Below are 25,229 nucleotides of genomic sequence, written 5' to 3' on the forward strand. Positions count from 1 at the left end.
TGCTTTCCGGCCAATGCATGCTGGAAAGCACCGCCACCCGTAATAGGTCCAGTCACCGAATACGCAAACGAAGCTCCTTCCACGGGCATCCGCAAACGACCGATTGCAAGACGGGGTACTGATGGAGTCCGAGCGGTCGCCGACCGTTAGCGGAACTTCTTCACTCTCTATTGGGGTTTTCTCGGTACCGTTCGAGCCAGGCGTCCGTGTCCTCGCCGATGCGCTGGAATTCTTTCAGGACCGCTGCTTCGTGCGGGCGGCTTTCGTCGTCGCGGATGGAAAAGTCCATGCCGGCAAGCTGTGCCGCATAGGACCGGAAGCGGGTCTGGGTCGCGGCCGGCAGTACCCTGTCCGGGCACCCGACGAGCAAGTCCATCCTTTCGAGGTCCTTCTGCAGTCGCGCGGCCACCGCGCCGGCCGCGGCCAGGCTCAGGTCGCGGTCGGCGAAGAAGGCATTGGGCAGATAGGAGAGCGCCGTGACGTAGAGCCCTGCCAGGTGCGTCACCAGGTCGGCCGTCCTGTAGGCGGAGAACTCGCCGCCAACGGACGCGACGAGACGGCGGATGAACCGGTCGTGCCGTTCGGGAGCCTCTTCGACCCTGTCGAAATCGAGCAGGGACCCAATGTAGTCCGCGCTCAGTGTGGAGGCGTACTCCACCGCCTCATCGATGCGCTCGTTCACGATGAGGTGCTGCAGATGACTGATTCCGCTGGGACCCATTCGCCCATCCTGCCACGAAGCGCAGGAGTGGCTTTGCCGGCGATAACATTAAGTGTCTCGACAAACATGTCTTGTATCCCACCCGTAGCAAGACAGCCTGTCATCAGGGGCAACTGCGACCAGATCATGTAAATGCCCGGCCTCTTATTCAACAAGGCTGCCCAGCACGGCTTCGCCTTCGGGGGGAGCAGACACTTCAATTTCGCCCTTTTCCGTCCCCGGCTCTGAATGGGCAAAACATCGATAAATCAGCAGCGCAACCGGCAACGGTTCCGGTGCCCGGAACCACGGGTGCCGGCCCGCACAGCAGGCCGGCACCCGTGTTCACGCGAACGGAAACGGCCTAGACGGCCGGTGCCTGCTCCTGTGTCAGAAGCTGCTCGGCGTCGTTGAGGCACTTGAGTGCTGCTTCGCGGGCGCGAGTCAGGGCCGTTGCGAGCGGAAGCTTGCGGTGGGACTCGGCCAGGATTTCCACGCCCCAATGACCACGCCAGCCGGCCTGGTAGACGGCCTTGACGAACTCGGCCGTGTCGAGGTCGCCCTCACCCGGGTAAAGCCGCTCGTTGATGGTGTCGTTCCAGAGGGAACCGATGACCTCGGTCTTGGCGTCGTCGATTTCGATGATGAAGACCTTGTCCATCGGCAGGATCGAGGCCAGGTCAGCGTAGCTGGTTCCACCGCGGCGAGTGTGCCAAGTGTCAATGGTGAGGCCGCCATAGGGGTTGTTGACCTCATTGATGAACTTCGCGCCGAGTTCGATCGTCTTGAGATTGTTCATGGGCATGGGTTCGAGAGCCACACGGGTGCCCGCGTTTCCGGCCTGGGTGGCCAGGATGTCGAATTCCCGGTGGAAGGCTTCCTCGTCCACGGGGGCCGGTTCGCCGGAGAGGGCCAGTTCGGCTCCGATCTTGATGGTCTTGGCCCCGAGGACTTCGGCCGCGTCCAGCAGCACGGAGCGCCAGTGGTCGGAATCGGCCCTCAGCTGCCCGGACTTCCACCAGTCCGCCAGGAATTCCAGCTCGACGTGCTTGATGCCGTTGTCATCGAGCAACTGCTTCAGGCCCTTAAGCCCGATGGTTTCCTGAACCTTCGGCAGGTCCGCGTGAATGAAGCCAACTCCCTGCCAACCCGCCTGGGCCGCCGTTTCAATGCGGGTACGAATGTCGATCGGGCTGGTCTCGTCCCCGCGCAGCGGCGCGGCGTCACCGGCCCAAGTCCAGCAGGAGGCCAGAAGGTCCTTGTTCTCGATGATGTTTGGGGATGACATGGTGTTCCTTTGTTAGTTTTCCGTAGTGGTCGGGGGCGTCAGATCGGGGGTGCCTTCGGGGGCGAGCATGACCTTGATTTCCCGGCCGGAGTCCTGGGCGCGGACGACGGCTTCCTCCGCACGGGAAAAAGGCAGGATGGAGGAGACGATCGCTCCGAGGTTGATCCCGGTGTTCGCGACGTAGCGAATGGCCGCGGGCCAGACCTGGACCGGAGCGCCGGTGGAGCTGGTCACGGTCAGGTTCCGTTCCTGGAACAGGCCCAGGCGAGCCGGAACCGACCGGGGCTTTGAGACGCCCATAAGCAGCACCCTGCCGTCATGATCGGCGCTTTCCAGGGCCGCGGCCTGAGCGAAGGGGTTGCCCGAGGCTTCGATCACGACATCGGCGTACGGACGCCCGATGGCCGCTTCCGCAGCCCGTACCGTGTCGGTGTCTTCCAAGGGGTTGATGGCGGCCTTGGCCCCCAGCTCAAGGGCTGCGGCCCGGCGCCGTTCGCTGGGATCGAAAACCACCACTTGCGCGCCTGCCGTGACCGACTGGACCAGTGCAGCCAGCCCGATGGCGCCCAGCCCGTGGATGTGCACGGTATCGGCGGCGCTGACACCCCCGATCTTCTTCAGGCCATTCACCACGCAGGCAAAGGGCTCGATGATGGCCGCGGTGAGCATGTCGACGTTTTCGGGCACGTGGAAGCACATGTCCGCCGGGACGGTGAACAGGTCGGAGGCGGCACCATCATGGGTGACGCCGAACCAGTCGTTGCCTCCCAGATGCCCGTGGCCAAGGACCCGGTCGCCGACCGCGAACCCCACGACGTCCGTGCCGACCTGCTCCACTACGCCCGACCATTCGTGGCCCATGACATGGGGATAGTTGATCTTGAACGTTTCGGGCATTCGTCCGTGCAGGATTTCGATGTCGGTGCCGCAGATGCCGACATACGCGGTCCGGACCAGCAGCTGGTTTGGTCCCGGCGCGCCGATGTCACTGGTGCCCGGGACGGCCGAAATGGTGCCGTCGCTGTCCTTTTGGACCAGGACTGCGGCGACAGCGGTCATGGCCGGCGCTTGTTGATCGAGCATGGTGGTGCCTCTCACTGGATCTCTGGGCTAGGTGTCAGACGGGGTCGCCATTGAGGGCGGCGGTGACCAGGGCTCGGATGCCCTCGGCGGTGACCGGGCGCGGGTTGGCGTAGGGGTTGCGGGTGGCCAGTTCGACGACGGTTTCCACGTCGGCATCGGTCAACCCGAGTTCGCGCAGGGACGAGGGCGCCCCCAGGTCCAGGCTGAGCTGGCGCAGGTATGCGGCCGGGTCCTGGGCCCCCGTGGCCCGCTGCAGCGCGGCTACGGCTTCGGGTGCGTGGGCGGCGTTGTAGGCCAGCGCGTAGGGAAGGACCACGGTGTGGGTCTCGGCGTGGGGGAGGTTGAACGTGCCGCCCAGGGTGTGGCAGAGCTTGTGGTGCAGGGACATGGTCGTCGCCCCGAGCGTGGCACCGCACAGCCAGGCCCCGTAGAGGGCGTCCGAGCGGGCCTCCGCATCGGCCGGGTCCTTCACGATGGTCGGCAGCGCGTTGATCAGGGCGCGGGTGCCTTCCTCGGCCATGAGGGAAATGATCGGGGACCCGTCCGGGGCGTAGAGGGCCTCCACGGCGTGGGCGATGGCGTTGAAACCGCTGGTGACCGACATGCCCACCGGCAGGCTCAGGGTCAGTTCCGGGTCGTAGATGACGCTGCTGGGCAGGACCTTCGGGTCCCGGCCGGTCTTCTTCTCGCCCTCGGCGGTCAGGCCCCAGATGGGGGTCATTTCCGAGCCGGCGTAGGTGGTGGGCACCGCGATGATCGGCGCGCCGAACTCCAGGGCGATGGCCTTGCCCAGGCCGGTGGTGGAGCCGCCGCCGACGGCGACGTAGCCGTCGGCGCCGGCGGCCTTGGCCACCTCGCGGGCCCGGTGCGCGGATTCGATCGGGACGTGCATCTCGGCTTCGGCGTGCACGCCGGCGCTGAGCTCCCCAAGCTGGTCCGAGACCTGACGGGCCAGATCCTCCTGGAACGGGGTGGACAGGACCAGCACGCGCTTCAGGCCCAGGCCGCGGACTTCCTCCGGCAGCGACTTGAGCGAGCCTGCGCCGAAGGTGACGCGCATCGGCAGGGCTTGGTACTGGAAGTCCTTCATCGAACAATCTCCTTGGTGGTTTCGTGGGAGGGGGTGTGGGGGTGGATTTCAGGGTGAAGGACGATGTCGATGGTGCCTTCGACAAAGGGCGAGGCCACACCGAACAGGGCGGCTTCCTGCGGATCCGTGTTGAAGACGAAGGGCTTGACGAGGCTCTGCTTGACCGCGAACACCGCGTCGGAGTCGATGTATTCGCTGCCCCCCACGAAGATGTGGGTGGTCAGTTCCTTGAACCCCGGGGCGGCGACGATGAAGTGGATGTGTGCCGGCCGGTAAGGGTGTCGGGAGGTCGCCTCCAGCAGGGCGCCCACGGGACCGTCGGTGGGGATCGGGTAGTAGCTGGGGACGACGCTGCGGAAGAAGAACTCCCCGTTCTCGTCCGCGGTGAACAGGCCCCGGCCGTTGCCGATGCTTTGGATGCCCGGCTGCTGGACGTCGTAGAAGCCCTTGGTGTTCGCCTGCCAGACATCGATCCGGGCGCCGGGGACCGGTTCGCCCGTGACCGAGACGATCCGTCCCCTGACCAGGCACACGTCGCCCTCGCTCTCGGCCGAGATGTTCTCGCCCAGGGTCCGTTCCGGGGATTCGACCATGTGGAAGGGGCCGAGGACCGTCGAATCCGTGGCGTCCGGGGTTTCCTCGTCGTTGATGGTTTCGACCAGCATCGAGACCCCGAGCACGTCCGAGAGCAGGATGAACTCCTGGCGGACGTCGTCGCACTTCTGCCCGGTGGCGGTGAGGAAGTTGATGGCCGCTTCCCATTCCTCGATGCTGGGGGACACTTCGCGTACGAAGCCGTGGAGGTGGCGGGTGAGGCTCTCCAGGACGGCTTTGAGCCGCGGGTCGGGCGTGTTCCGGAAACTGTCGATGACGGCAGCAGTGAGCGTTTCGGGCCCCAGGTCCGTGGTCATGGTGGATGTTCTCCTTGAATCAGATGGTGTTGCGGAGATGGTCAGACGTTGGTGAAGCCGCCGTCGACCACCAGCTGGGCTCCGGTGATGTACGAGGCACCGTCGGAGGCCAGGTAGGCGATGGCGTCGGCGACTTCCTCCGCGCGGCCCGGCCGCCCCATGGGGGTCTTGGCAACCAGTTCGGCCGAGATGGCTTGGTCCTGTCGGTCGGTCATGGGCGTGGTGATCAGCCCGGGGTGGACGGAATTGACCCTGATGCCTTGGGCTGCCCAAGTCGCGGAGGCGTTCTTGGTCATGAGCGTCACCGCGCCCTTGGAGGCCTGGTAGGCGGCCACGCCGGGAGCGCCGACCAGGCCCCAGATCGAGGACACGTTCACGATGGCGCCGTGGCCCTGGCTGAGCATCGAGGGAGCCACGGTGCGCATGCCCAGGAACACCCCGGTCTGGTTGACCCCGATGATCCTGTGCCAGTCGGCGATGTCGATGTCCGTGATGGACTCGTAGGAACCGACCAGGCCCGCGTTGTTCACGAGGACATCGATGCGCCCGTGGGCCTGCAGGACCTCGTCCACCAGCGCCTTCCATCCACCTTCGTCGGCGACGTCCAGGTTGCGCCACTGGATGCCCCCGTCGCTGTCGGATTCCGGTTTGGCGATGTCCGCGCCGTAGACGGTTGCGCCCTCGTTGGCCAGGCGGGTGGCGGTGGCATGTCCGATGCCGGCGGCGGCACCGGTGACGATGGCGACTTTGCCGTCGAAGCGCTGTCCTGCGTTCATGGTGGGACTCCTTCTTGTTCTGCGTGGGCTGCGGCCGGTGCCGCTGTCTTCTGACTAGACCACTCGGCGGGACTGCTTGGAACCGGCGAGGTAGTTGAAGATCAGGGCGCCGAGGATGATCAGCCCGTAGATCGCCTCGATCCAGAACGAGGGAACCTGGGAGAGCACGAGGATGTTCTGGATGATCCCCAGCAGCAGCACGCCACAGAGGGCACCGATCATGCTTCCCTTGCCGCCGTTGAGGCTGATGCCGCCGATCACGGCCGCGGCGAAGACCGTGAAGATCAGTCCGTCGCCCTGGCTGGCCGTCACGGAGGCGATGCGGCCGGTGAGCATGAGGCCGGCGAAGGCGGCGATGATGGCTCCGGCGACGAAGACGCCGATGGTCAGGCGGGTGGTCTTGATGCCGGCGGCTGCGGCGGCGGCGTTGTTCCCGCCCATGGCGTAGAGCTTGCGGCCCACCGGGTGGCTGCGCATGAAGACGGCGGCCGCGATCAGGATAAGTGCGAACAGCCAGATCTGGATGGAAATGCCGAACCACCGGGTGCTGCCCAGGGCCAGGAACTCCGGGGGAAGCCCGGAGAGGGTCTGTCCGCCGGACAGGCCCATGGTCAGCCCGCGCATCAGGATCAGCATGGCCAGGGTGACGATGAAGGCGTTGAGCTTGAGCTTGGCGACCAGGGTGCCGTTGATCAGGCCCACGACGATGCTCAGGAGGAACATCACGGCCAGGGCGGCCCAAACGGAGAAGCCCCAGCCGGATCCTCCGGAGGCGGCCGGAAGGACCAGCCAGACGGCCAGCATCGGAGCCAGCCCGACCACGGATTCCAGGGACAGGTCGAAGTACCCGGAGATCAGGATGATGCTTTCGGCCACGACCACGATGCCCAGCACGGCCGAGGTCACGAGGATGTTGTTGAGGATGTTGTTGGCTGTGAGGAACTGCGGGGACAAGATGGCCCCGACAATCATGGCCAGGGCGATGGCTGGCACCAGAGCCAGCTCGCGGGCCCAGCTCGAGGAGCGGATGCGGCTGCCGGCCCGGGCGGCACGCCCCTTGTGCGGGGCTCCCGCCAGGGTGGGGGTCTGCGTGGTCATGGTGGGTTCTCCTTGTGTTTCCTGCGTGGGTCGACGGTTGCCTGTGATGGTCATGCCGCCGCCTCCTCGGCTCCCTGGACGGCCCCGACGAGTTCCCATTCCTCGTAGCCCGCTGCCAGTTCGGCATGGATGGTGCCCTTGTACATCACGACCACGCGGTCGCAGATGGCCAGATCGTTGTCGTCGGCCGAGACGATCAGCAGGGATTTGCCGCTGTCCCGCAGGGACTGCAGCGATTCGTAGATGGACTCCTTGGCCGTCATGTCGACGCCAGCGGTCGGATGCACCAGGACGAGGGTGTCCGGCCTGGAAGCCAAGGCTCGTGCCAGGACGACTTTCTGTTGGTTGCCGCCGCTGAGTTCCTCCACGGCTTGGGTCGGTCCGTCGCATTTGATGGCCCAGGTGCCGGAGAGCTCGTTGAACAGGCGGCGGCGCTTCTTGGCGTTGATGAGGCCGCCCGCGCTGCGCAGCCGGTCCACGATGGAGAGGGTAGCGTTCTCTTCTACCGACATTTCCGGCACGTAGCCGTTCACGTGCCGGTCTTCCGGCACGAAACCCACCCCGGCGTTGATGGCGTCGATTTCGTTGCCCGTGCCCAGGGGCTTGCCCTTGTGGACCATGGTGCCCCCGTCCAGTCGCAGCTGCCCGGCAATGGCCTGGGCCAGCTGGATGTGTCCGGCCCCGTCCAGTCCGGTCAGTCCGACGCATTCGCCGGCCCGCACCAGCAGGTCCACCCCCAGAACCCGGTGGCCCACGGAGGCATTGGTCACCTCCAGCACCACCTCGCCGGGTTCCCGACGCTGCACCAGGCGGGCCTGTTCCTCCTTGGCCCGGCTTTGGGCGGAGGCTTCCTCGTCGGTGACGCCAGCCATGACGTTGACGATCTTGTCCACCGTCAGTTCCGACGTTGGCGCCGTCAGCACGTCCTTGCCATCGCGCAGGATCGTCACCGAATCGCAGACCTTGAAGATTTCCTCGAGGTGGTGCGACACGTAGATCACGGTGACGCCCCGCTGGCGCAGACTGTTGATCTGGGCGAACAGCTCGTGCGAGCCGCCTTCGTCCAAGCCGGCGGTCGGCTCGTCCAGCAACAGGATCCGGGGGCCCCTGGAGAGCGCCCGGCAGATCTCCACGATCTTCTTTTCGAGCGGCTCAAGGTCCCCGACCGGCCGGTCGGCGATGTGTCCGTAGCCCCATTCCGTGAGCTGTTCGACCGCGGTGGACCGGATGCCCTGCCAGTCGACGGCCCCCCACTTCTTGCGCGGATAGGCTCCCAGGCTGATGTTCTCGGCGACCGTCAGGTCGTTGACCAGCGTGCTTTTCTGGTAGACGCAGGCGATGGAATCGGCGCCTGATCCCTCATGGACCTGGCCATCCGCTCCCTGGATTCGGATGATGCCGGCGTCGGGTTTCACCAGGCCGGTGAGCATGGCGATCAGCGTGGACTTGCCCGCTCCGTTGCGTCCCAGCAGGGCGCGGGATTCCCCGGGACGAACCAGGAGGTCGGTCCCGGCAAGGGCTTGCGTGAAGCCGAAGGCCTTCTGCAGGCCCCGGATTTCAATGGCGTGTGTTGGTTCTGAGGTGACCACCGTGGTCGTCCTTTCTGGATGGGACAGCCTATGGACGGGTTGGGGACCCTCCCGGCTTATTGCTGGTTGCCCCACAGGGATTCGTCGTCGACGTTGTCCTTGGTGATGACGGGCGATGGGAGCATGTCTGCGAGGTTGCCCTCGTACTCGACGATCTCGCTGTTGTGGTCCGTGGGCCCGACCTGGTATTCCTTGCCGGCGATGGCGTCCTTGAGGTAGGAGACGCCGTACTTTCCGTACAGGTCCACCGGCTGGGACACGACGGCGTCCACGTAGCCGTCGCGGATGCCCTGGAGCGAGCCGGAGGAGCCGTCAATGGTGACCAGCGGCAGGTGTCCGGACTGACCGGCCGGTACCCACTTGCCCTGGTCCTGCAGGACGGTCTGGACTCCGGAGAGCATGACAGAGTCGCTGGCCAGGAACACGGCGTCCACCGGGGAGGTGCTCAGCACCGTCTGGGCCTGTTCGACCGCCTTGGCGGATTCCCAGTTGGTGTCCTTGGCAATGATCGTCACGTCCGGGTACTTGGACTGCATGCAGTCGTGGAAGCCCTTGTTGCGGTCAAAGCCGGAGGTGGTGGAGAGGGCACCGTGCAGTTCGAGCACTGTCCCCTTGCCCCCGACGAGCTCGCCGATCTGCTCGCAGACGCTGGTTCCCATGGCCACGTTGTCCGCCCGGATGTTCATGTAGACGTCGCCGCCGTTGGCGGCGGTGTCCACGGTGACGACGGGGATGTTCGCCTGGTTCGCCGCCTGGATGGCGGGGACGATGGCGTCGCTGTCGCGCGGAATGGTGACGATGCCCTTCACGCCCTGCGTGATGAGCGTGTTGAAGTCGGTGACCTGCTTGGCAGGGTCCCCTTCGGCATTGGAGGCCGGCAGCATGTTCAGGCCGCCTTCGTTGGCCTGGTTGACGACGGACTTGACGAGTCCTGCGGTGAAGGGATTGTCGAGCACGCCGGCCGAGAATCCGACGGTGGGTTCCCCGTCGGCACTGGTGCTGCTGCCGCAGGCGGAGAGGAACAAGGCGGTGGCGGTCAGCCCGGCAATGCCGGAAATGCGGACGTACTTCCTGACGGTGGATGCGCCCTTGCGATCCTGGTTCATGGAATGCTCCTGAGAGTAGGTGAAGCGGTGCTTGTTACTTCTGCTGTTTGGGGGTCGGCTGGTAGGCCAGGAACTTCCACGTTCCTGCCTCTCGCACCCATACGGCGAGGGAGGTGTTGTCCAGGGTGGCCGGACGGTCGTGGATGTCCAGTTCGGCGTGCATTTCGCCGACGACGAGGGCCACGTCGCCCACGACGATGATCTCGCTGACGGGGTGGTCGATCCGGTGGTACCGGTAGGTGCCCTGTACGCACTTGTCCAGGTACGAGGCCAAGGTGTCGCGTTCGCCGTTCGAGTGCGAATAGATGAGCTTTTCGTGGCACAGCCTTGCAAAGGCGTTGAAGTCCGAATTCAGGACGGCTTGGTAGCGCTCATCTTCCAGGGCCTCAAGCTCGTGGGCCGTTGTCGTTGCGTAGTCGGTCATGGTTGGCCTCCGGGCTTGGGTGGTGCGGCTGCGTGGGTCAGATCAGGCCGCGGATGCTGCCGCCGTCGACGCCCCAGACGGAGCCGGTGACGAAACTGGCGGCGTCGCTGCACAGGAAGGTGACGACACGGGCGACCTCTTCGGGCTGGCCCAGGCGTCCGAGCGGCAGCTGGCGCAGCTGCATTTCGTGTTCGACGGCCGCTTCCGGCTCCATGCCGTGAACCGTGGCCAGGGTTTCTGCGAAGCCGCCCGGCTTGGTCCAGAACGGGGACCAGATGGGTCCGGGCGCCACGGCATTGACGCGGATGCGGGGAGCTTCGGCTCGGGCCAGCGACTTGGTCAGCGCGAGGACGGCTGCCTTGCTGGCGGCGTAGTCCACGGGCATGGCCTCGGGCTGCCGGGCCAGGTCCGAGGCGTTGTTGATGATGACTGCCGCTTCGGATGCGCGCAGGGAAGGCAGGGCCAGACGGGTGGTGCGCACGTAGCTCATGAAGTTCAGTTCCAGCGTGCGCTGCCAGGCCTCGTCGTCGATGTCCTCGAAATCCCGCACGGCGCCCGTGCCGACGTTGTTCACCAGAATGTCCAGGCCCCCGAGCCCCTCAAGGGCTTGGACAACGCTGGAGGCGGTGTCCGCGGCGTCGGTGAAATCGACGTGGATGGGCACTACGGTCCCTGGCAGGCAACGCGCGTCGGACTCGAGTTCCTTCAGTGCAACGTCGTCGATGTCCAGCGCTGCCACCGTGCATCCCTCAGCCGCCAGCTGCAACGCCACGGCGTGGCCAATGCCCGTGCCGGCGCCCGTCACGAGTGCTTTTCTTCCCGAGAGGCCCAGTTCCATGTTCTTGCCTTTCAAAGTCTTGGTCAGCCGAGGGGCGATCCCTGATCGCTTCTGCTGAGTGATGTCTCCAGCGTAAAGTGACGACGACCACAGTGTCAACTAATAGATTACATAAGTGGGTTTACAGCTTCGCGCCGTCAACCAAGGCTCGTGAGGTTTTCCCTGATTTAACGGGAGTAAAGGGGGGTATCGGTTCAGCTGGGGCATACAGCAGCAGTTTACGAAGACGCAAATGACGCTGAGGAACTGCACACCTTGGTTTACAATTGCCGCAGGGCCGAGTATCGACAGAACGAGCCGTCCCCTGCAGGGCCAACCTTAGGAGTGACACGATGAGCGTCGCAGACAACTCGATCGCCAACGAACTTGGCCGCGCCGCCCTCGGGGCACAGTTGCGGGACGCCCGAAGCAGGAACAAAATTTCGCTCCGGGAGCTCGGACGCCGGGTTGGCGTTTCCGCCAGCTTCATTTCCCAGGTCGAGCTGGGCCGGGCGACACCGTCGATCGGTACCCTCTACGCCATCGTGTCCGAACTGGGACTGTCCATGGATTCCCTCATGAATGACGAGGAACAGCCCTCCACGCCGGTAGGGAGCACTCTGAAGCCGGCCCGCCTGCAGGGACGCATACCCGGACTGCAGCGCGCGGAGGATCGACCTGAAATCAACATGCACGGGGTCCGTTGGGAACGGCTTACCGTTCACGACGATCCGCTCGTGGAGTTCCTCCGCGTGACGTACACGGCAGGCAGCGAATCGTGCAGCCCGGAGAACATGATGCGCCACTCCGGATGGGAGTACATCCACATCCTGTCGGGACAGCTGGACGTTCAATTGGGCTTCAACGGGGAAACGATGGCCCCCGGTGACAGCCTGAACTTCGATTCCAGCACGCCCCACCGCCTCAGCAATCCCTACTCCGAAGATTGCGTCGCGCTGTGGGTAGTGGTGGGGCGGCAGGGTTTCGCCCATCCCATGGATCTGGCAGGCAAACACAACCCCGACGTCCCCTCCACCATCACGGAACTGGTCTCGCAAGGAAATTTCAGCCGCCCCGGCTCGGAGCACTCACCGGATTCGGATAACGGCTAGCCATTTGCCCCGCCCCCGGCGGGGGAGCACTCACGGGATGCGGAGAGCAGCTTGCCATCCGCCCCGTCCCAGCCTGGAGACAAGGAACCATCATGAACGCTGAAACAACCCCGGTTCGAAGCGCCCTCGTCGTTGGCGGAACCGGGATCGCCGGCCGGGCCCTCTGCCGAGAACTTATCGCTCAGGGATGGGACACCACCAGCCTGTCGCGGAGCCAGAGCATTCTCCAGGACGGCGTCAAGACGGTCCATGCGGATCTGACCGACCCGCGGTCCGTGGAGGCGGCCCTGGTCGGCCTCGGTCCCACCCATGTCTTCTTCACCGCTTGGAGCCGCAGGCCAACGGAGGCGGAAAACATCACGGTCAACGCTGCGATGGTCCGCAATGTCCTGGACCCGACCGGCGCCTCCGGGAACCTGCGGCATGTCGCACTCGTCACCGGCCTCAAGCACTACCTGGGCCCGTTCGAGGCCTACGCCACCGGGGCAACACGGGACACGCCCTTCCATGAGGATGAGCCCCGGCTGGACACGCCGAACTTCTACTACGCCCAGGAAGACGAGCTGTGGCAAGCGGCCGAGCGCTACCAGTTCACGTGGAGCGTTCACCGCTCGCACACCGTCATCGGCCACGCCACCGGCAATGCCATGAACATGGGCCAAACCTTGGCAGCGCAGGCAGCCCTGTGCCGGGCCGAAGGCCGGCCCTTCATCTTCCCCGGCAACGAGGTCCAGTGGAACGGCATCACGGACATGACGGACGCCGGACTACTTGCCCGCCAGATGATCTGGGCCGCCACCACCCCGGGACTGCCCAGCCAGGCTTACAACACCGCAAATGGAGACGTGTTCCGCTGGCGCTGGATGTGGCCGCGGATCGCGCAACTGCTCAACGTCGAACCCGAAGGCTACGCCGACCGGCCTCGCCCCTTGGAAGAGCAGATGGCCGGCAAAGAGGACGCATGGCGCCAACTGGCCGAACGCGAGGGCCTGGTTGAAACCGACCTCAGCCGCGTGGCGTCCTGGTGGCATTCAGACAGCGATCTCAACCGCCCCATCGAATGCTTCACCAACATGACCCGCAGCCGCAGCGCCGGGTTCTCCGACTACGTCGACACACTCGCATCCTTCACCACCCTGTTCGACACCCTGCGAAACGAGCGTGTGATCCCCAACTGACTCACCCCGTCCGCTATCAACCGTGCCCACCCCGGTCCGCCCTCATTGGCGGATGCAGGATCGGGCACATGGACACCCGGCTCAGGAGCCGAGGGCCCCGACCCTCCTGAGCCGGGTGTTCGGTCACCCCACATGGACGCTTTCTTCCACGCCCTCCGAGCGCATCGCCCTGACTGGTTCTAGCTGACGTTCCTGAAGGCTTCAAAAGCGAGGCAACCTTGCCGCTACGCCTTGCTCACGGCGGAACAGGCTCGCATGCCAAAGTGTCTCGACAAACGTGTCTTGCATCCTTCCGGTTGCAAGACGATCGCCTGTGAGTTGCGGCATGACTGTAGGCGAGAGCAATGTTTGGATCCTCAGCCCATATCCTGCTGACTACCGGTGCCTTGTGTCGAGCGTTTTTCCATTTCGCCGAGGGACCACTTGGCCCGGTCCGGCTGGCGGTTCAGGGCGGTCCGGATCGACCGTTCGCACCCCGGGATCGAGCGTCCACGGCCGCGTCCGGGTGGGCGCGCAACGTAATGATGAACCGACTCACCTTCCATGTCGAGCAGCCGCGCTATATCGCCATCGAACTCAAAACCGGCAAATTCAAGCCCGAGCACGTCATCGAACAGCTGCAGTTCTACGTTGCCCTGGTCGATGACCGGCTCAACCGCATCGCCCATGTCGCCGGTGGGGATTCTGGTGTGCGCGAGCCGGAACGAGCACGGGGTCTGCTGCGCCTTGGTCTGGACGCTGGACAGCGAGGCGGACGACCGAACCTGGAACGTGCTCAGACGCATCAACGGACCCGAGCCTCCTCGGACTGATTCGTGCCGGAAATGCTGGACAAGGGCCTCGCCGGCCCGCTTCGGCGCCCGGTGCCGTTCCATATGAGGCGAAGGGGTCGTTTGTCGGCTGACAAGCTCGAATCGGCGCCAGGATGGCGGTCAACGAACCCCTGAATAAGGGCGTTCAAGTTGCGCTCCTTGCTTCCGAGAGTGAGGGAACCACATGCTGAGCCTGCTTCCCGTGGGAGCCGAGCATAAGAATTTCTTACTGATATATCGATTTTGGGTTAGCAGTTCTTTGGATGAGCTAGCGTCACATCCACATTCATGCTCACGGAAGGACTTCTACATGCCCACGACTGAAATGCAGCGCGCGGTTTCGACGGACGAGCTCAAGGGCTTGCCCGCTTGGCATGCGTTGAAGGCGGCCGTCGTCGATTTGCAGCAGGTTCAAGTCCAGGACGGTTCCGTTCCGGATCCTGCGGACCACTCCCGTGCCGGGGCGGCCATCGATACCATCGCCGCCTCGATCGAGGAGTTTCGGAAGCATCTGCCCCACGACGACGCCTACCTCGAACTTCTCGTGAAGGACTTCCAGCAGTGGCGGTCGGCGGGTCTGGGGATTCCCGATTTTCTGGAGTCCTTGCTGGCTTTCCAGCCCCAGCAGCAGCGAACGAACGGTCTGGCCCACTTGGTGGTGTTCCCCATGTACACCCAGAACGGCAGCACCAACCGGTACGTGGAGGCCGTCCTGATCGAGGTCGTCTGGCCCGACTTCGTGGCCGATCTTGAAGCCGGCCAATACTCGAACAAGCTCTTTGTCCCGATCCGCTTCGTGGACTTCACCCCCGGGTACGACACCAACTCCGCCGTCTTGTTCCCCGAAAGCGTGGCCGTCAGGAGCACCCCCACCTTCACTTGGGGAGGCATCTTCGCTGACCGTGAGGCGGCACGGTTCCGCACGGTGCTGAAGGCCGCAGCGGACATCACATCCCTTGACCTCCCGGCCGACGCGGCACAGCTGGTGGAGGACCAGGACCTGACGCAGAAGACGTTCGTGATGTGGGACCTCATCCATGACCGCACGCACATGCGCGGGGATCTGCCCTTCGACCCGTTCATGATCAAGCAGCGCATGCCCTACTTCCTGTACTCGCTGGAGGAACTGCGCTGCGACCTGACCGCCTTCCGCGAATGCGTCCTCATCGAAAAGGATGAGACAGCGTCCGAGGATGCGCGCCGCCACGCCAAGCTTGTGCAGTATGCCGTCATCTTCGACCGCATCTTCCGCTTTGCGATCACCGGCGACCGCATGCGCAATTACGACGGGCTGGGCGGACAACTGCTCTTTGCCTGGATGCACCAGCACCGCGTCCTCCACTGGACGGACGGAAAGCTCAGCATCGACTGGCAGCAGGTTACCGGCGTAGTGGTGGAGCTCGGGATCAGGATCGAAGAGCTCTACTGGCGCTCCATCGACCGCCCGAAGATCGCACACTGGCTCGCGGCGTACGAACTGATTTCGGGAACCCTGACGCCGCACCCCTCGTCTGTCTGGGCCAAGGGACCCGAAGCCCTGCCCCTGGCTGGCCCGCTGCGTGCCTTAACCGACCAGGTCCTGGACGATGAATTCCCCCTGTCCATGTTCTACGAAGCCCTGGAGAAGAAGATGCGCCCTGTGATCGAGTCGACCGCCGGGATTACCGGCGGGTCCTCGACCGTGGTGGGTCAGGAGAACGTCGCGTGACTCGACACCTTGCAGACCGCGTTGTCGTGGTTGCCGGCTCCACCAGCGCGGCCGGAATCGCCGTCGTGAAGGAACTGGCCGCCGCGGGCGCGCGCGTGGCCGCGGCGGATCTTCTGGAGGATCGCGTGCGTGAACTCGCCAGCGCTCACCAGAACGTCACCGGATATGTGTGCAACCTTGCTGACGCCGGAGCCGTGAATGATCTGGCTCGTCAGGTCCGAAAGGATCTGGGGCCGATCGATGGCCTGATTCATCTCGTCGGCGGCTGGCGGGGTGGAGGAGGGATCCAAGACCAACTAGATGCGGACTGGGACTTCCTGCACACCAGTGTCCTGACCACCCTGAGGAACACCAGCAGGGCCTTCTACGCCGATCTGGCGGAATCTCCCGTTGGCCGGCTCGCGATCGTCTCCGCCGAAGCGGCGGCGAACCCCACGGCCGATGGGGCGGCCTACGCGGCCGTCAAGTGTGCGGCGGAGGCATGGACGTTGGCAGTCGCCGACGGCTTCCGTCGAACTCAATCGGGGACCGCTCCGTTGGAGCCGCTGACCAGCGCTGCCGTCGTCTTGGTCGTCAAGGCATTGGTCGATGACAAGATGCGGGCGGCGGAGCCCCACCGAAAGTTCCCTGGCTTCACGGACGTCAGCGTGCTGGCGACAGTGGTGAGCGAACTTTTCCAGCGGGCCGCGGCAGATGTGAACGGAAAGCGCCTCCCCGCGGAGCACGTGCTGCCCGTGGCAGGGGTATTGGCATGAGCGGGCTGAATGCGGCAGGACCGGGCGGGAGCGCGCCTGTCTCCCTCCCGGCATCCCGCGGGTTTGCCTCGGACAACTACGCCGGCGCCCACCCCGAAGTCATTGCTGCCCTGGCCGCCGCCAACGAAGGGCACGTGGTTGCCTACGGCGAGGACATCTACACGGAGCACCTTCAAGAGGTCATCCGGAAACACTTCGGACCCCAAGTGGCGGCGTTCCCGGTCTTCAACGGGACCGGAGCGAACGTTCTGGCCCTTCAGTCCCTGCTTCCCCCCTGGGGGGCAGTGGTGTGTGCAGCGACCGCCCATATCAACACGGACGAGAATGGCGCGCCCGAGCGCATCGGAGGCATGAAGCTGCTCCCCGTCCCTACGCCGGACGGGAAACTGACACCAGAACTGATCGATGTGGAGGCGTGGGGCTGGGGGGACGAGCATCGGGCTCAACCCCTGGTGGTCTCGATCACCCAGTCCACGGAACTGGGCACCTGCTATCGGCCGGAGGAAATCCGGGCCATCGCCGATCATGCGCACTCGTTGGGCATGAAGCTGCATATGGACGGGGCAAGACTCGCGAATGCCGCAGCGTTCCTAGGCCTTCCGTTGAGGGAGTTCACCACCGACGCGGGAGTCGACATCCTGTCCTTCGGCGGAACCAAGAACGGTCTCCTGTATGGCGAAGCGGTCGTGGTTCTTGACCGGAATCACGATGACGGCCTGAAATACCTGCGCAAGATGAACATGCAGCTGTCATCCAAGATGCGGTTCATCTCCGCCCAGCTCATTGCTCTCCTCGAGGGCGACTTGTGGCTGCGCTCCGCCCGTCACGCCAACGGCATGGCCGCCAGGCTTCGCTCGGGCCTTGAATGCATCGAGGGCGTTTCACCGACCCAGGCGACCGAATCCAACGGCGTCTTCGCCACGCTCCCCTCGGGAGCCGCCGAGGCGGTACGGCGCGAGTTCCGCTTCTACGACTGGGACCAGTCGCGGGGCGAGGTGCGGTGGATGTGTTCCTTCGACACCACCGAATCCGACGTGGATCGTCTTTTGGCAGCCGTCAGTTCGGCGGTGGAGGGCGTGACGGAGAGCGGGCCAACGTTGGCCGCATCCCGAAGCTAGTGCCTCCGCGGTGGGGGCGGGGAACATTGACTTCCCCGCCCTCGCCGCACCCGCAGGGGGCCACGCCGTGGGCAAGGGCTCCGCCCGCACCGGCCACACGGCAGAACCTCCGTGAACAACTACCCACAGCAGCAAGGAGCTTGCCTTGAGCACCACTGTCCAGACGACCGCACCGGGCTACCGCGTACTGAATCCAGCCACTGGGGAGGTCCTGGAGGAATTCCCCACCTCCACAGATGCGCAGATCCACGACGCCGTGGCAGCGGCGGAGCGAGCCTTTCAGACGTGGCGAAACGTCCCGATTCAGGAACGGGCAAAGGTCCTGGTCCGAGTCGGCCAGCTCTTCACCGAACGCGCCGACGAACTCGCCGCGATCATCACCGAAGAAATGGGCAAGCCGCTCTCTGAATCCAAGGGCGAGGCCGAGTTCTGCACGGACATCTTCAACTACTTCGCCACCGAAGGACCCTCCCTGGCCGCTGACCAGGAGATCACCCCCATCGGCGGCGGCAAGGCGGTCATCGAAAAGCGACCCGTCGGAGTACTCCTGGGCATCATGCCGTGGAACTACCCCTACTACCAGGTGGCCCGCTTCGCCGCGCCCAACCTGATGCTCGGCAACACCATCATCCTCAAACACGCCGAAACGTGCCCGCGCTCGGCGCTTGCGATCCAGCGGATCATGGACGACGCCGGTGTCCCGAAGGGCGCCTACGTCAACGTTTTCGCCTCCCACGACCAGATCGCGGACATCATCGCCGACGAGCGGATTCAGGGCGTGTCCCTCACCGGGTCCGAACGCGCCGGGGCCATCATCGGCGAACTCGCCGGCAGGAACCTGAAGAAGGCCGTCCTCGAGCTCGGCGGCTCGGACCCCTACGTGGTGCTCGACAGCGACGACATCGCCGCCTCCGCGGCCGCGGCGTGGGAGACCCGGCTGGAGAACATGGGCCAGGCCTGCAACTCCAACAAGCGCATCATCGTCATGGAGGACATCCACGACGAGTTCGTCGCAGCCCTGACCAAGCACGCCAACGGGCTCGTCCCGGGAGACCCGGCCACGGAGGAGGAGGGCACCTACGCGCCCCTGTCCTCCCGGGCCGCCGCCGAGTCCCTGGCCGAACAGATCCGGGACGCGGTGGATCAGGGCGCGACCCTGCATGCCGGCGGCCAGCTTCAAGACGGTCCGGCCGCCTACCTCGCCCCCGCCGTCCTGACCGGGGTGACCCCACAGATGCGCGCCTACCGCGAGGAGCTTTTCGGCCCGGTAGCAGTGGTCTACAAGGTCTCCAGCGACGAGGAGGCCCTGGACGTGGCCAACGACACCCCGTACGGCCTCGGCGGCGCGGTCTTCAGCACCGATGAGGAACGCGCCCGGAAGATGGCCCAGCGGCTGGACGTCGGCATGGCCAACGTCAACGGCGTCGGCGAGGGCGCGGACATGCCCTTCGGCGGCATCAAGCGCTCCGGCTTCGGTCGCGAACTCGGCCCCCTGGGCATGGACGAGTTCGTCAACAAGCGCCTCTTCTACATCGCCGACTAACTGTACTGCCCAGGCAGGTTGGTTGAACGCGTGTGAAGACACGGTCTGAATCCGTCGGATGATGAAGGCCTCCCGTTGTGGAGTGGAACTGTCTGGAAACCGCTTCACGAACGGGAGGCTTTCGTGTCCCACGCTAATGCAGCTCTGACTTCGACAGACTGGCCAGGCTGATCGTTGAGGACGGGTGGAGCGTTTCGGCCGCGGCGAAGCTGTCCATGGTGTCCTGGCCGACGGCCAAACACTAGGCCGAGGGGTACCGGGCCCAGGGGAGGCCGGCATGGCCGACCGCTCCAGCAGGCCCCACCGGTGCCCGCATCGGACCCCCATTTCCGTGGTGAAGCGGATCGTGGCCCTGCGCTGGTACCACCGCCTGGGCCCTGGCGAGATCGCCTACCACTTGGGGCTGCCGACTGCGCCACCTCGACCGGGTCACCGGCAAGGTGATCCGCCGCTACGAACACCCCTACCCGGGCTCGCTGCTGCACGTGGACGTGACCAAGTTCGGCAACATTCCCGACGGAGGCGGCCACCGCTACGCGGGCCGGCACGCCGGGAGCCGGAACTCGCGGGCGACCGCGAACCGCACCGGCCAGCGCACGCCCAGCCGGCATCCACGGCCTGGCACCGCGTTCGTGCACACCGTGGTCGATGACCACTCACGCATCGCGTACGCGGAGATTCACGACGACGAGAAGGCCGTGACCGCCATCGGGGTGCTCGAACGCGCGGTGGCCTGGTTCACTGCCCGCGGCGTCACCACCGAACGCGTGCTCACCGACAACGGCTCCGCGAACAAGTCCCGCGCCTGGCGCGAGGCCTGCACGGCACTGACCAAGACCGTCATTGAGACCGCCCTAGACGAGGAGATGACGGGGCACCTGGGCTATAAAAGCATGACGGCGCGGCCAAGCAGACCGCGAACCTGCGCAACGAAACCCGGTCCAATACCATACTGAGTGAGACCACGGGTCCGGTGGAGATCGGGGTTCCGCGGGACCGGGGCGGCACGAACGAGCCGAAGATCGTGAAGGAGCGCCAGCGCCGGCTGTCCGGGGCGACGAGATGATCCTCGCGCTCTACGCCAGGGGTCTGATAACAGGGGAAATTTCCTAGCACCTGACCGAGATCTACGGGGCCGACCTCCCCGCGAGACGATCACCGGATCACCGGCAGGGTGCTGGAGGAGATCAACGACAGGCAGAACCGGCCCCTGGGCGAGGCCTACGCGGCAATCTTCATCGATGCCATCGTGGTGAAGATTCGCGACGGGCAGGTCGCCGTGGCGCGCGGCTACCGCCGGGGACCCCACTGTGTGACCTGGGGTCCCCGGCGGAACCTAGGTCATCGGGTGGCGCCGGCAGGTGCGTCCTCGACATCCTTCGGTGCCTGGAGATCCATCTCGAGCAGCGGTACCATCTTGGACTTGGTGATGAAGCGGTGGGCCTGCCATAGGAGGATGAAGGCCGGCAGCCCGATGTAGGAGGAAAGCACCTCCATGCCCCTCCCGGCAAGCACAGCCTCGTAGTTCTGTCCCGCGATTACCAGGACCAGCAGTGCGAAGGCCAGCAGTGGGCCGATGGGGAACAGTGAAGCTTTGTACGGTAGGTCGCTGACCTTGTTGCCCTGGGCCAGGAAGCCGCGCCTAAAGCGGTAGTGTGAGATCGCGATCCCCGCCCAGACGATGAAGCCGCACAGGCCCGACATGTTGAGCAGCCAGGAGTAGGCCGCGCCCTCACCGATGATCGCCGAGAGGAACCCGAGGAGTCCCACGGCCGCGGTGGCCAGCAGCGCCGGGATCGGCACGCCGCGCGCATTGGTGCGGCCAAAGATCCTCGGTGCCTTGCCATCAGAGGCCATGGCGTAAAGCATGCGGGTGGAGGCATATAGTCCGGAGTTGCCGGCCGAGAGGATGGCGGTCAGGATTACCGCGTTCATCAAGGCCGCTGCGAAGGCGATCCCGGCGCGCGAGAAGACCAGCGTGAAGGGCGATACTGCAACATCGGCCTCGCCGGAGGCCAGCAGGCTCGGATCGGTGAACGGGATCAGGCAGCCGATGATGAAGATGGCACCAATGTAGAAGAGCATGATGCGCCAGAAAACGGTGCGAATGGCCTTTGGCACTTCCCGGCGCGGGTTTTTGGCTTCGCCTGCGGCTACACCCACCAGTTCGGTGCCTTGGAAGGAGAACCCTGCAATCATAAAGACCGAGATGATCGAGACCCAGCCGCCGTGGAACACTTCGTGCCGGTTTTCCCAGTTGCTCAGTCCCGGAGAGTTGCCCCCGAGGACGCCGAAGATCATCAGTACACCGGCGATCAGGAAGAGCACCACGGCGACGACCTTGACTAGGGAGAGCCAGAACTCTGACTCACCGAAGGACTTGGCCGAGAGGGCGTTGAGCCCGGTCAACACCAGCAGAAAGATCCCGGCCCACATCCAACCGGGGACCCCCGGGAACCAGAAGTCCATGATGATTCCGGCCGCGACCAACTCGGCGGCCACCGTGATGGCCCAGTTGAACCAGTAATTCCAGCCAATCGCGAATCCGAAGGACGGGGAGACAAAACGGGTGGCAAAGGTCTGGAAAGAACCGGCGACCGGAATCTTGGCCGACATTTCGCCCAGCGACTGCATCAGCAGGAATACCATCAGCCCGACCAGCGCATAGGCGACCAACGCGCCGCCGGGACCCGCTTGGGAAATGGTGCCGCCAGAGGCCACGAACAGCCCCGTGCCGATCGCACCGCCTATGGCGATCATTTGCAGGTGACGGCTGTCTAGCCCGCGCTTGAGTTCATTGGCGGTCTTGTCAGAGCCGCGGACTGTCCCTAGGGCTGGGGAGGATTCGTACTGGGCCGCTGCATCGGGTTTGATTTCTGCGGAAGTCCCGCTCACAGGTGTCATGCAACACCGCCAAGGGGCATGAGTGTGCTCCGGCTCACGTTCGCCTTGCTGCCGATGGCTCGGCCAGTGCGCGCCGCTCCGGCAGGGGTGCCGAGCGCGACAGCCCAATCATCTGTTTGCATGGGGGAGCTGAGTCCCATGGTGCCTCCGGGTAGTAGCTGAGGGTAGTTGGGCTTTTTGACGGCCCCGGCCGGGAAGGGCAGTGATCAAGCTAACACGCGAAAAGTAAGGGTCTTTTTCTGAAGCGAATGTTGCACGCGAAATTCGTCAAGACTTACGAATACGCCTGAAATCGGGAACCCAAGCATAAGAGTTGCTAATTTATCTGGATCCACGGGATAAGCAGCTCTAAGTGATGTGCTAGGAGGCGGCCCACTTAGGCAAATGATGTCGTGGGAGCCAAGGCGCAGCGAATGCTTGTGTTTTTGTCGACGTGCGGCGCAGCACCTCCGCCCAGGCACGGTAAGACCTCGGTTCAGGTAAGTAACACGCGCGGGCGGAAGCCTTGTGCCGACTCCCACCCCCTGCGGCAGGGCTGCCAAGTCATTCCTGCGAGACTTTAGGTCAGGGCCATAGCCATCTGACTCAGCAATGCTGCCCGGCCAGTCCGGCTACGGCAAGCGCGTCCGCGCCTGCGACGGGCTTCTCGCGGGGGTGATCACCGAACTGGCCCGGGACATCCCGTCCTGGCACGAACTCACCCGCCTGCTGGACTCGCCCCCAATGCCCTGCGCCGCATCCCGCGAGGCGGTCCAGCGCAGCGCCCTGGCTGGGCAGGCTTCCTACGGCTACTGCCCCTCCCATTCCCGCCGGCCTTGGGGCTTGTGGCTCTACCTGCTCTGCATTCGTGCGGGAACTGTCCGATAAACGGTGTGTGGGACCCGGCGGCTTTCGTCAGTGAGTGTCTCGACAAAAGTGTCTTGCATCCCCTCCGTTGCGAGACGCCAGTTGAAGCATCACTCCCTGCCTTGGGAGGCGTGCGAATAAGGCGTGCTTGGCCGTTGATTGCCGGATTCCATTTTGGGCATGCAAGAGGGGCCGCTCCTGCGCCGTTGAGGGAGCGGCCCCTGGTCTGCGGCCGAACTGGCCTACCGGTTGGCGGGCAATACCCGGACCGTGAGGGAGGACGGGTGCTCGGGACCGGCGTGGATGGTGTTGTCGGCCGTGATGCTGCATCGTTCCGTGCTGACGGGTCGGCCCGTGTTCGGATTGACGTCGAAGCGGGGGAAGTTGCTGGAGGAGATGTCCAGGCGGATGCGGTGGCCCGCGGCAAAGAGGTTGGCCGTATCGGGAGCCTTCACGGTGACCCGGTAGACCTTTCCGGCCTTGAGGGGCTGGGGGTCGGAATAGGAGTCGCGGAAGCGCAGGCGCAGGATGCCATCGGTGAGGTTCATGGCGAAGCCTTGCGGATAGTCGGCGCTGGGCGGGTACTCGTCGATGAGTTTGATGGTCAGGTCCGTGTCGGGTGCGGTGGAGGACACGTAGATCTCGGCGCTGACGTCTCCGGCGATCGTGACGGGTTCGGGGAGCGGATCGGTCCTGAACACCACGACGTCGGGGCGGGCGCTGAGCGGCAAGTAGGGTTCCGTCGCGCCGAACAGGCCCGGCGTCTCGGTCTGGTCGTAGGCTCCTCCGTGCATCACCGGTTCGCCGCTTGTGACTTGCCCGCCGATGGTGGGCACCGGGTTGGCCGGGTCGAAGGAGTATGTCACGCCGGCCGGGGCCTGGTCCGGTTGCCCGCGGAGCTTGCCGTCGCGAGAAAGGTAGAGCTTCGTGGCCGTGGTGTCTTCGGGGGGCCAGGTGCCCGCGTGGGACCAGGTGCCGCCGTGGTCCAGGCGCCCCTCGGGGGTCGTGGTTCCGGATCCGCCACCCATGGTGAAGTAGGTCACCGCGGGGCGGTTCGAGGGTGCGGCGAGACCGAGCATCTCGTCGAACCAGTCGGCCCTGAAGTCGAGGTAGGAGGCGCCGACGTTCTGGTCGAAGAAGGCGTTGGGGCCGAAGTCGACGTCTCCGGCGTGGCTGAGGCACCGCTTGCCGTGCGTCCACGGACCGAGCAGCAGGTAGGCCGGGCTGGCCTTGCGGCGGCCGAGTTCGGAGAAGTTCTCGATGGCGGAGGCGATGTAGGGGTCGTACCAGCTGGAGATGTGGAAGCTGGGCACGTCCGGGAACCGGTCGTAGAAGCCGCGGGCGTAGATGGCCGGCTGGGACCAGTAGTCGTCGAAGGATTCCTTGGCCCACTGCTCCAGCAGGTAGTCCTCGTAGGCGGGTGCGAGGCGCAGCGGGGAGTTCCCCTGGCGCCACGGCGTGGTGTGGAACCAGTCGGCGATATTGATCTCGGAGAGCCCGGCGGCCAGGACGGGGTCCTGGGCAGTCTCGGGGCTGCGCACCGCGTGCCGGAAGGCCCAGGTGGCCTGCTTGAGTTCGAAGGCGCCGCCCATCCGCATGCCGACCTCGTAGGCGGAGGAAAAACCGCCCGAGTCCAGGAACATGGCCGAGAGGCTGGCAGGGGATTCGGCGGCCGCGGCGGTCTGGACGTGCGCGGAGTAGGAGACGCCCGTCATGGCGATTCTGCCGTCGCACCACGGCTGCGCGGCGATCCAGGCGAGGCTGTCCGCGCCGTCCGGGCCCTCGTTGAGGTACTTGACGAAGGTCCCTTCGGACCGTCCCCTGCCCCGACAGTCCTGCCGCACGACGATATAGCCGCGTTCGACGAAGAAGGCGGCGATGTCCTCCGGCAGGGGCATCGGCCCGCTCCGCTGCGACTGGTCCGAATCCCGCGTGCTGCGCTTTCCGTACGGAGTCCTTTCGAAGATCACGGGCCGTGGCGGCCCGTCGACCGGTCCGTAGACGTCCGTGGCCACCCGGCAGCCGTCCCGGAGGTGGACCATGAACTCCCGGGGCTCCAGCGAGGGCGGCGGGGCATCGGCCAGCGTTGCGGTGGTGTCGAAGGCATTGCTCATGTCGTGTTGGTGCTCCTTCGGGCGGCGCTCGACAGGAAGTGTCCAGGGCCGCCGGCAGTGGTTGGGCCGGGTTTTTTCGAGCTTAGGAAGGGGCCGGGGCTGCAGGAGGACGGTTAACGGGTTTTGGATAAGCGTGGAGTGAACCGCCGGGCCACGCACAACGATGGCACCAAGGCCCGCGAGCAGGCCCGAAGCGACTCATCCCGGGAGGATTTCTTGGCACTCACAGCACCGCTGCCGATCGTGGGGTTCCCGAT

Annotated in this window: 20 protein-coding genes and 3 pseudogenes; 9 read left to right on the top strand and 14 right to left on the bottom strand. The window is 65.1% G+C overall.

Going from position 1 to position 25,229, the window contains the following annotated elements; all coding sequences use genetic code 11:
* Positions 1-160: 160 nt before the first annotated feature.
* The 11 genes from ABD912_RS19805 to ABD912_RS19855 all read right to left on the bottom strand — a co-directional run bounded on the left by ABD912_RS19805 (position 161) and on the right by ABD912_RS19855 (position 10,903).
* Positions 161-721 (bottom strand): hypothetical protein, encoded by a 561-nt coding sequence (locus ABD912_RS19805; RefSeq protein WP_345153608.1) that lies wholly within the window; start codon positions 719-721, stop codon positions 161-163.
* Between the two features lie 343 nt (positions 722-1,064).
* On the bottom strand, positions 1,065-1,988 hold the full coding sequence (locus ABD912_RS19810; RefSeq protein WP_345153609.1) for a sugar phosphate isomerase/epimerase family protein: 924 nt from the start codon (positions 1,986-1,988) through the stop codon (positions 1,065-1,067).
* Positions 1,989-2,000: 12 nt separating this feature from the next.
* Positions 2,001-3,071: a zinc-dependent alcohol dehydrogenase gene (locus ABD912_RS19815; protein ID WP_345153610.1), complete on the bottom strand. Its 1,071-nt coding sequence runs from the start codon at positions 3,069-3,071 to the stop codon at positions 2,001-2,003.
* A 34-nt stretch (positions 3,072-3,105) separates the two neighbouring features.
* Positions 3,106-4,161 carry a maleylacetate reductase gene (locus ABD912_RS19820; RefSeq protein ID WP_345153611.1) on the bottom strand — a complete coding sequence of 352 codons (1,056 nt, stop codon included), beginning with the start codon at positions 4,159-4,161 and terminating at the stop codon, positions 3,106-3,108.
* Positions 4,158-5,072, bottom strand: coding sequence for a dioxygenase family protein (locus ABD912_RS19825; RefSeq protein WP_345153612.1), 915 nt, complete (start codon positions 5,070-5,072; stop codon positions 4,158-4,160). The genes ABD912_RS19820 and ABD912_RS19825 overlap by 4 nt, the downstream gene beginning before the upstream one ends.
* 41 nt (positions 5,073-5,113) lie before the next feature.
* The gene (locus ABD912_RS19830; RefSeq protein WP_345153615.1) at positions 5,114-5,848 is read right to left on the bottom strand and encodes an SDR family NAD(P)-dependent oxidoreductase; all 735 of its coding nucleotides are present in this window, start codon (positions 5,846-5,848) and stop codon (positions 5,114-5,116) included.
* 54 nt (positions 5,849-5,902) lie between these two features.
* Positions 5,903-6,946, bottom strand: coding sequence for an ABC transporter permease (locus ABD912_RS19835; protein ID WP_345153618.1), 1,044 nt, complete (start codon positions 6,944-6,946; stop codon positions 5,903-5,905).
* Between the two features lie 50 nt (positions 6,947-6,996).
* A complete protein-coding gene (locus ABD912_RS19840; RefSeq protein ID WP_345153620.1) occupies positions 6,997-8,535 on the bottom strand; it encodes a sugar ABC transporter ATP-binding protein in 1,539 nt (512 codons plus the stop codon).
* Between the two features lie 56 nt (positions 8,536-8,591).
* Positions 8,592-9,641: a sugar ABC transporter substrate-binding protein gene (locus ABD912_RS19845; protein WP_345153622.1), complete on the bottom strand. Its 1,050-nt coding sequence runs from the start codon at positions 9,639-9,641 to the stop codon at positions 8,592-8,594.
* A 34-nt stretch (positions 9,642-9,675) separates the two neighbouring features.
* The gene (locus ABD912_RS19850) at positions 9,676-10,065 is read right to left on the bottom strand and encodes a nuclear transport factor 2 family protein (protein ID WP_345153624.1); all 390 of its coding nucleotides are present in this window, start codon (positions 10,063-10,065) and stop codon (positions 9,676-9,678) included.
* A gap of 37 nt (positions 10,066-10,102) precedes the next feature.
* Positions 10,103-10,903 (bottom strand): SDR family NAD(P)-dependent oxidoreductase, encoded by an 801-nt coding sequence (locus ABD912_RS19855; RefSeq protein ID WP_345153626.1) that lies wholly within the window; start codon positions 10,901-10,903, stop codon positions 10,103-10,105.
* A 332-nt stretch (positions 10,904-11,235) separates the two neighbouring features.
* Here ABD912_RS19855 and ABD912_RS19860 point away from each other — a divergent pair, with 332 nt between their 5' ends.
* Positions 11,236-11,994, top strand: a complete 759-nt coding sequence (locus tag ABD912_RS19860) for a helix-turn-helix domain-containing protein (RefSeq protein ID WP_345153627.1) — start codon at positions 11,236-11,238, stop codon at positions 11,992-11,994.
* 92 nt (positions 11,995-12,086) lie between these two features.
* A complete protein-coding gene (locus ABD912_RS19865) occupies positions 12,087-13,172 on the top strand; it encodes an SDR family oxidoreductase (RefSeq protein ID WP_345153629.1) in 1,086 nt (361 codons plus the stop codon).
* Between the two features lie 356 nt (positions 13,173-13,528).
* Here the strand turns inward: ABD912_RS19865 and ABD912_RS19870 are convergent, their stop codons facing one another.
* The gene (locus ABD912_RS19870; protein ID WP_345153630.1) at positions 13,529-13,957 is read right to left on the bottom strand and encodes a hypothetical protein; all 429 of its coding nucleotides are present in this window, start codon (positions 13,955-13,957) and stop codon (positions 13,529-13,531) included.
* A 337-nt stretch (positions 13,958-14,294) separates the two neighbouring features.
* Between ABD912_RS19870 and ABD912_RS19875 the strand changes: the two genes are divergently transcribed.
* The 6 genes and pseudogenes from ABD912_RS19875 to ABD912_RS23615 form a co-directional block, all read left to right on the top strand.
* The gene (locus tag ABD912_RS19875) at positions 14,295-15,692 is read left to right on the top strand and encodes a DUF6421 family protein (RefSeq protein ID WP_425548113.1); all 1,398 of its coding nucleotides are present in this window, start codon (positions 14,295-14,297) and stop codon (positions 15,690-15,692) included.
* Complete coding sequence (locus ABD912_RS19880) at positions 15,689-16,447, top strand: SDR family NAD(P)-dependent oxidoreductase (protein ID WP_345153631.1); 759 nt, start codon at positions 15,689-15,691, stop codon at positions 16,445-16,447. Before ABD912_RS19875 ends, ABD912_RS19880 begins: the two co-directional genes overlap by 4 nt.
* A complete protein-coding gene (locus tag ABD912_RS19885; RefSeq protein ID WP_345153633.1) occupies positions 16,444-17,565 on the top strand; it encodes a threonine aldolase family protein in 1,122 nt (373 codons plus the stop codon). The genes ABD912_RS19880 and ABD912_RS19885 overlap by 4 nt, the downstream gene beginning before the upstream one ends.
* 145 nt (positions 17,566-17,710) lie before the next feature.
* Positions 17,711-19,108 (top strand): NAD-dependent succinate-semialdehyde dehydrogenase, encoded by a 1,398-nt coding sequence (locus tag ABD912_RS19890; RefSeq protein WP_345153635.1) that lies wholly within the window; start codon positions 17,711-17,713, stop codon positions 19,106-19,108.
* 123 nt (positions 19,109-19,231) lie between these two features.
* A pseudogene (locus ABD912_RS19895) lies at positions 19,232-19,938 on the top strand (DDE-type integrase/transposase/recombinase); the annotation flags it as partial.
* 122 nt (positions 19,939-20,060) lie between these two features.
* A pseudogene (locus tag ABD912_RS23615) lies at positions 20,061-20,327 on the top strand (transposase); the annotation flags it as partial.
* Between the two features lie 122 nt (positions 20,328-20,449).
* On the opposite strand, the gene ABD912_RS19905 reads toward ABD912_RS23615, so the two are convergent.
* On the bottom strand, positions 20,450-22,012 hold the full coding sequence (locus tag ABD912_RS19905) for an amino acid permease (protein ID WP_345153637.1): 1,563 nt from the start codon (positions 22,010-22,012) through the stop codon (positions 20,450-20,452).
* 594 nt (positions 22,013-22,606) lie between these two features.
* Between ABD912_RS19905 and ABD912_RS19910 the strand changes: the two are divergent.
* A pseudogene (locus tag ABD912_RS19910) lies at positions 22,607-22,867 on the top strand (IS982 family transposase); the annotation flags it as partial.
* A gap of 233 nt (positions 22,868-23,100) precedes the next feature.
* Here the strand turns inward: ABD912_RS19910 and ABD912_RS19915 are convergent.
* Positions 23,101-24,972 (bottom strand): CocE/NonD family hydrolase, encoded by a 1,872-nt coding sequence (locus tag ABD912_RS19915; RefSeq protein ID WP_345153638.1) that lies wholly within the window; start codon positions 24,970-24,972, stop codon positions 23,101-23,103.
* Positions 24,973-25,229: the final 257 nt, after the last annotated feature.

It is taken from the genome of Arthrobacter ginkgonis (assembly GCF_039540195.1).
GTDB lineage: Bacteria > Actinomycetota > Actinomycetes > Actinomycetales > Micrococcaceae > Zafaria > Zafaria ginkgonis.

What these genes read in the sequence shown, in the direction of transcription:
- ABD912_RS19815 (WP_345153610.1), bottom strand. Translation starts at nt 3,071, where the DNA reads ATGCTCGATCAACAAGCGCCGGCCATGACCGCTGTCGCCGCAGTCCTG.
- ABD912_RS19870 (WP_345153630.1), bottom strand. Translation starts at nt 13,957, where the DNA reads ATGCGTCTGAGCACGTTCCAGGTTCGGTCGTCCGCCTCGCTGTCCAGC.
- ABD912_RS19830 (WP_345153615.1), bottom strand. Translation starts at nt 5,848, where the DNA reads ATGAACGCAGGACAGCGCTTCGACGGCAAAGTCGCCATCGTCACCGGT.
- ABD912_RS19810 (WP_345153609.1), bottom strand. Translation starts at nt 1,988, where the DNA reads ATGTCATCCCCAAACATCATCGAGAACAAGGACCTTCTGGCCTCCTGC.
- ABD912_RS19805 (WP_345153608.1), bottom strand. Translation starts at nt 721, where the DNA reads ATGGGTCCCAGCGGAATCAGTCATCTGCAGCACCTCATCGTGAACGAG.
- ABD912_RS19865 (WP_345153629.1), top strand. Translation starts at nt 12,087, where the DNA reads ATGAACGCTGAAACAACCCCGGTTCGAAGCGCCCTCGTCGTTGGCGGA.
- ABD912_RS19850 (WP_345153624.1), bottom strand. Translation starts at nt 10,065, where the DNA reads ATGACCGACTACGCAACGACAACGGCCCACGAGCTTGAGGCCCTGGAA.
- ABD912_RS19915 (WP_345153638.1), bottom strand. Translation starts at nt 24,972, where the DNA reads ATGAGCAATGCCTTCGACACCACCGCAACGCTGGCCGATGCCCCGCCG.
- ABD912_RS19820 (WP_345153611.1), bottom strand. Translation starts at nt 4,161, where the DNA reads ATGAAGGACTTCCAGTACCAAGCCCTGCCGATGCGCGTCACCTTCGGC.
- ABD912_RS19855 (WP_345153626.1), bottom strand. Translation starts at nt 10,903, where the DNA reads ATGGAACTGGGCCTCTCGGGAAGAAAAGCACTCGTGACGGGCGCCGGC.
- ABD912_RS19905 (WP_345153637.1), bottom strand. Translation starts at nt 22,012, where the DNA reads ATGACACCTGTGAGCGGGACTTCCGCAGAAATCAAACCCGATGCAGCG.
- ABD912_RS19885 (WP_345153633.1), top strand. Translation starts at nt 16,444, where the DNA reads ATGAGCGGGCTGAATGCGGCAGGACCGGGCGGGAGCGCGCCTGTCTCC.
- ABD912_RS19835 (WP_345153618.1), bottom strand. Translation starts at nt 6,946, where the DNA reads ATGACCACGCAGACCCCCACCCTGGCGGGAGCCCCGCACAAGGGGCGT.
- ABD912_RS19825 (WP_345153612.1), bottom strand. Translation starts at nt 5,072, where the DNA reads ATGACCACGGACCTGGGGCCCGAAACGCTCACTGCTGCCGTCATCGAC.
- ABD912_RS19845 (WP_345153622.1), bottom strand. Translation starts at nt 9,641, where the DNA reads ATGAACCAGGATCGCAAGGGCGCATCCACCGTCAGGAAGTACGTCCGC.
- ABD912_RS19860 (WP_345153627.1), top strand. Translation starts at nt 11,236, where the DNA reads ATGAGCGTCGCAGACAACTCGATCGCCAACGAACTTGGCCGCGCCGCC.
- ABD912_RS19875 (WP_425548113.1), top strand. Translation starts at nt 14,295, where the DNA reads ATGCCCACGACTGAAATGCAGCGCGCGGTTTCGACGGACGAGCTCAAG.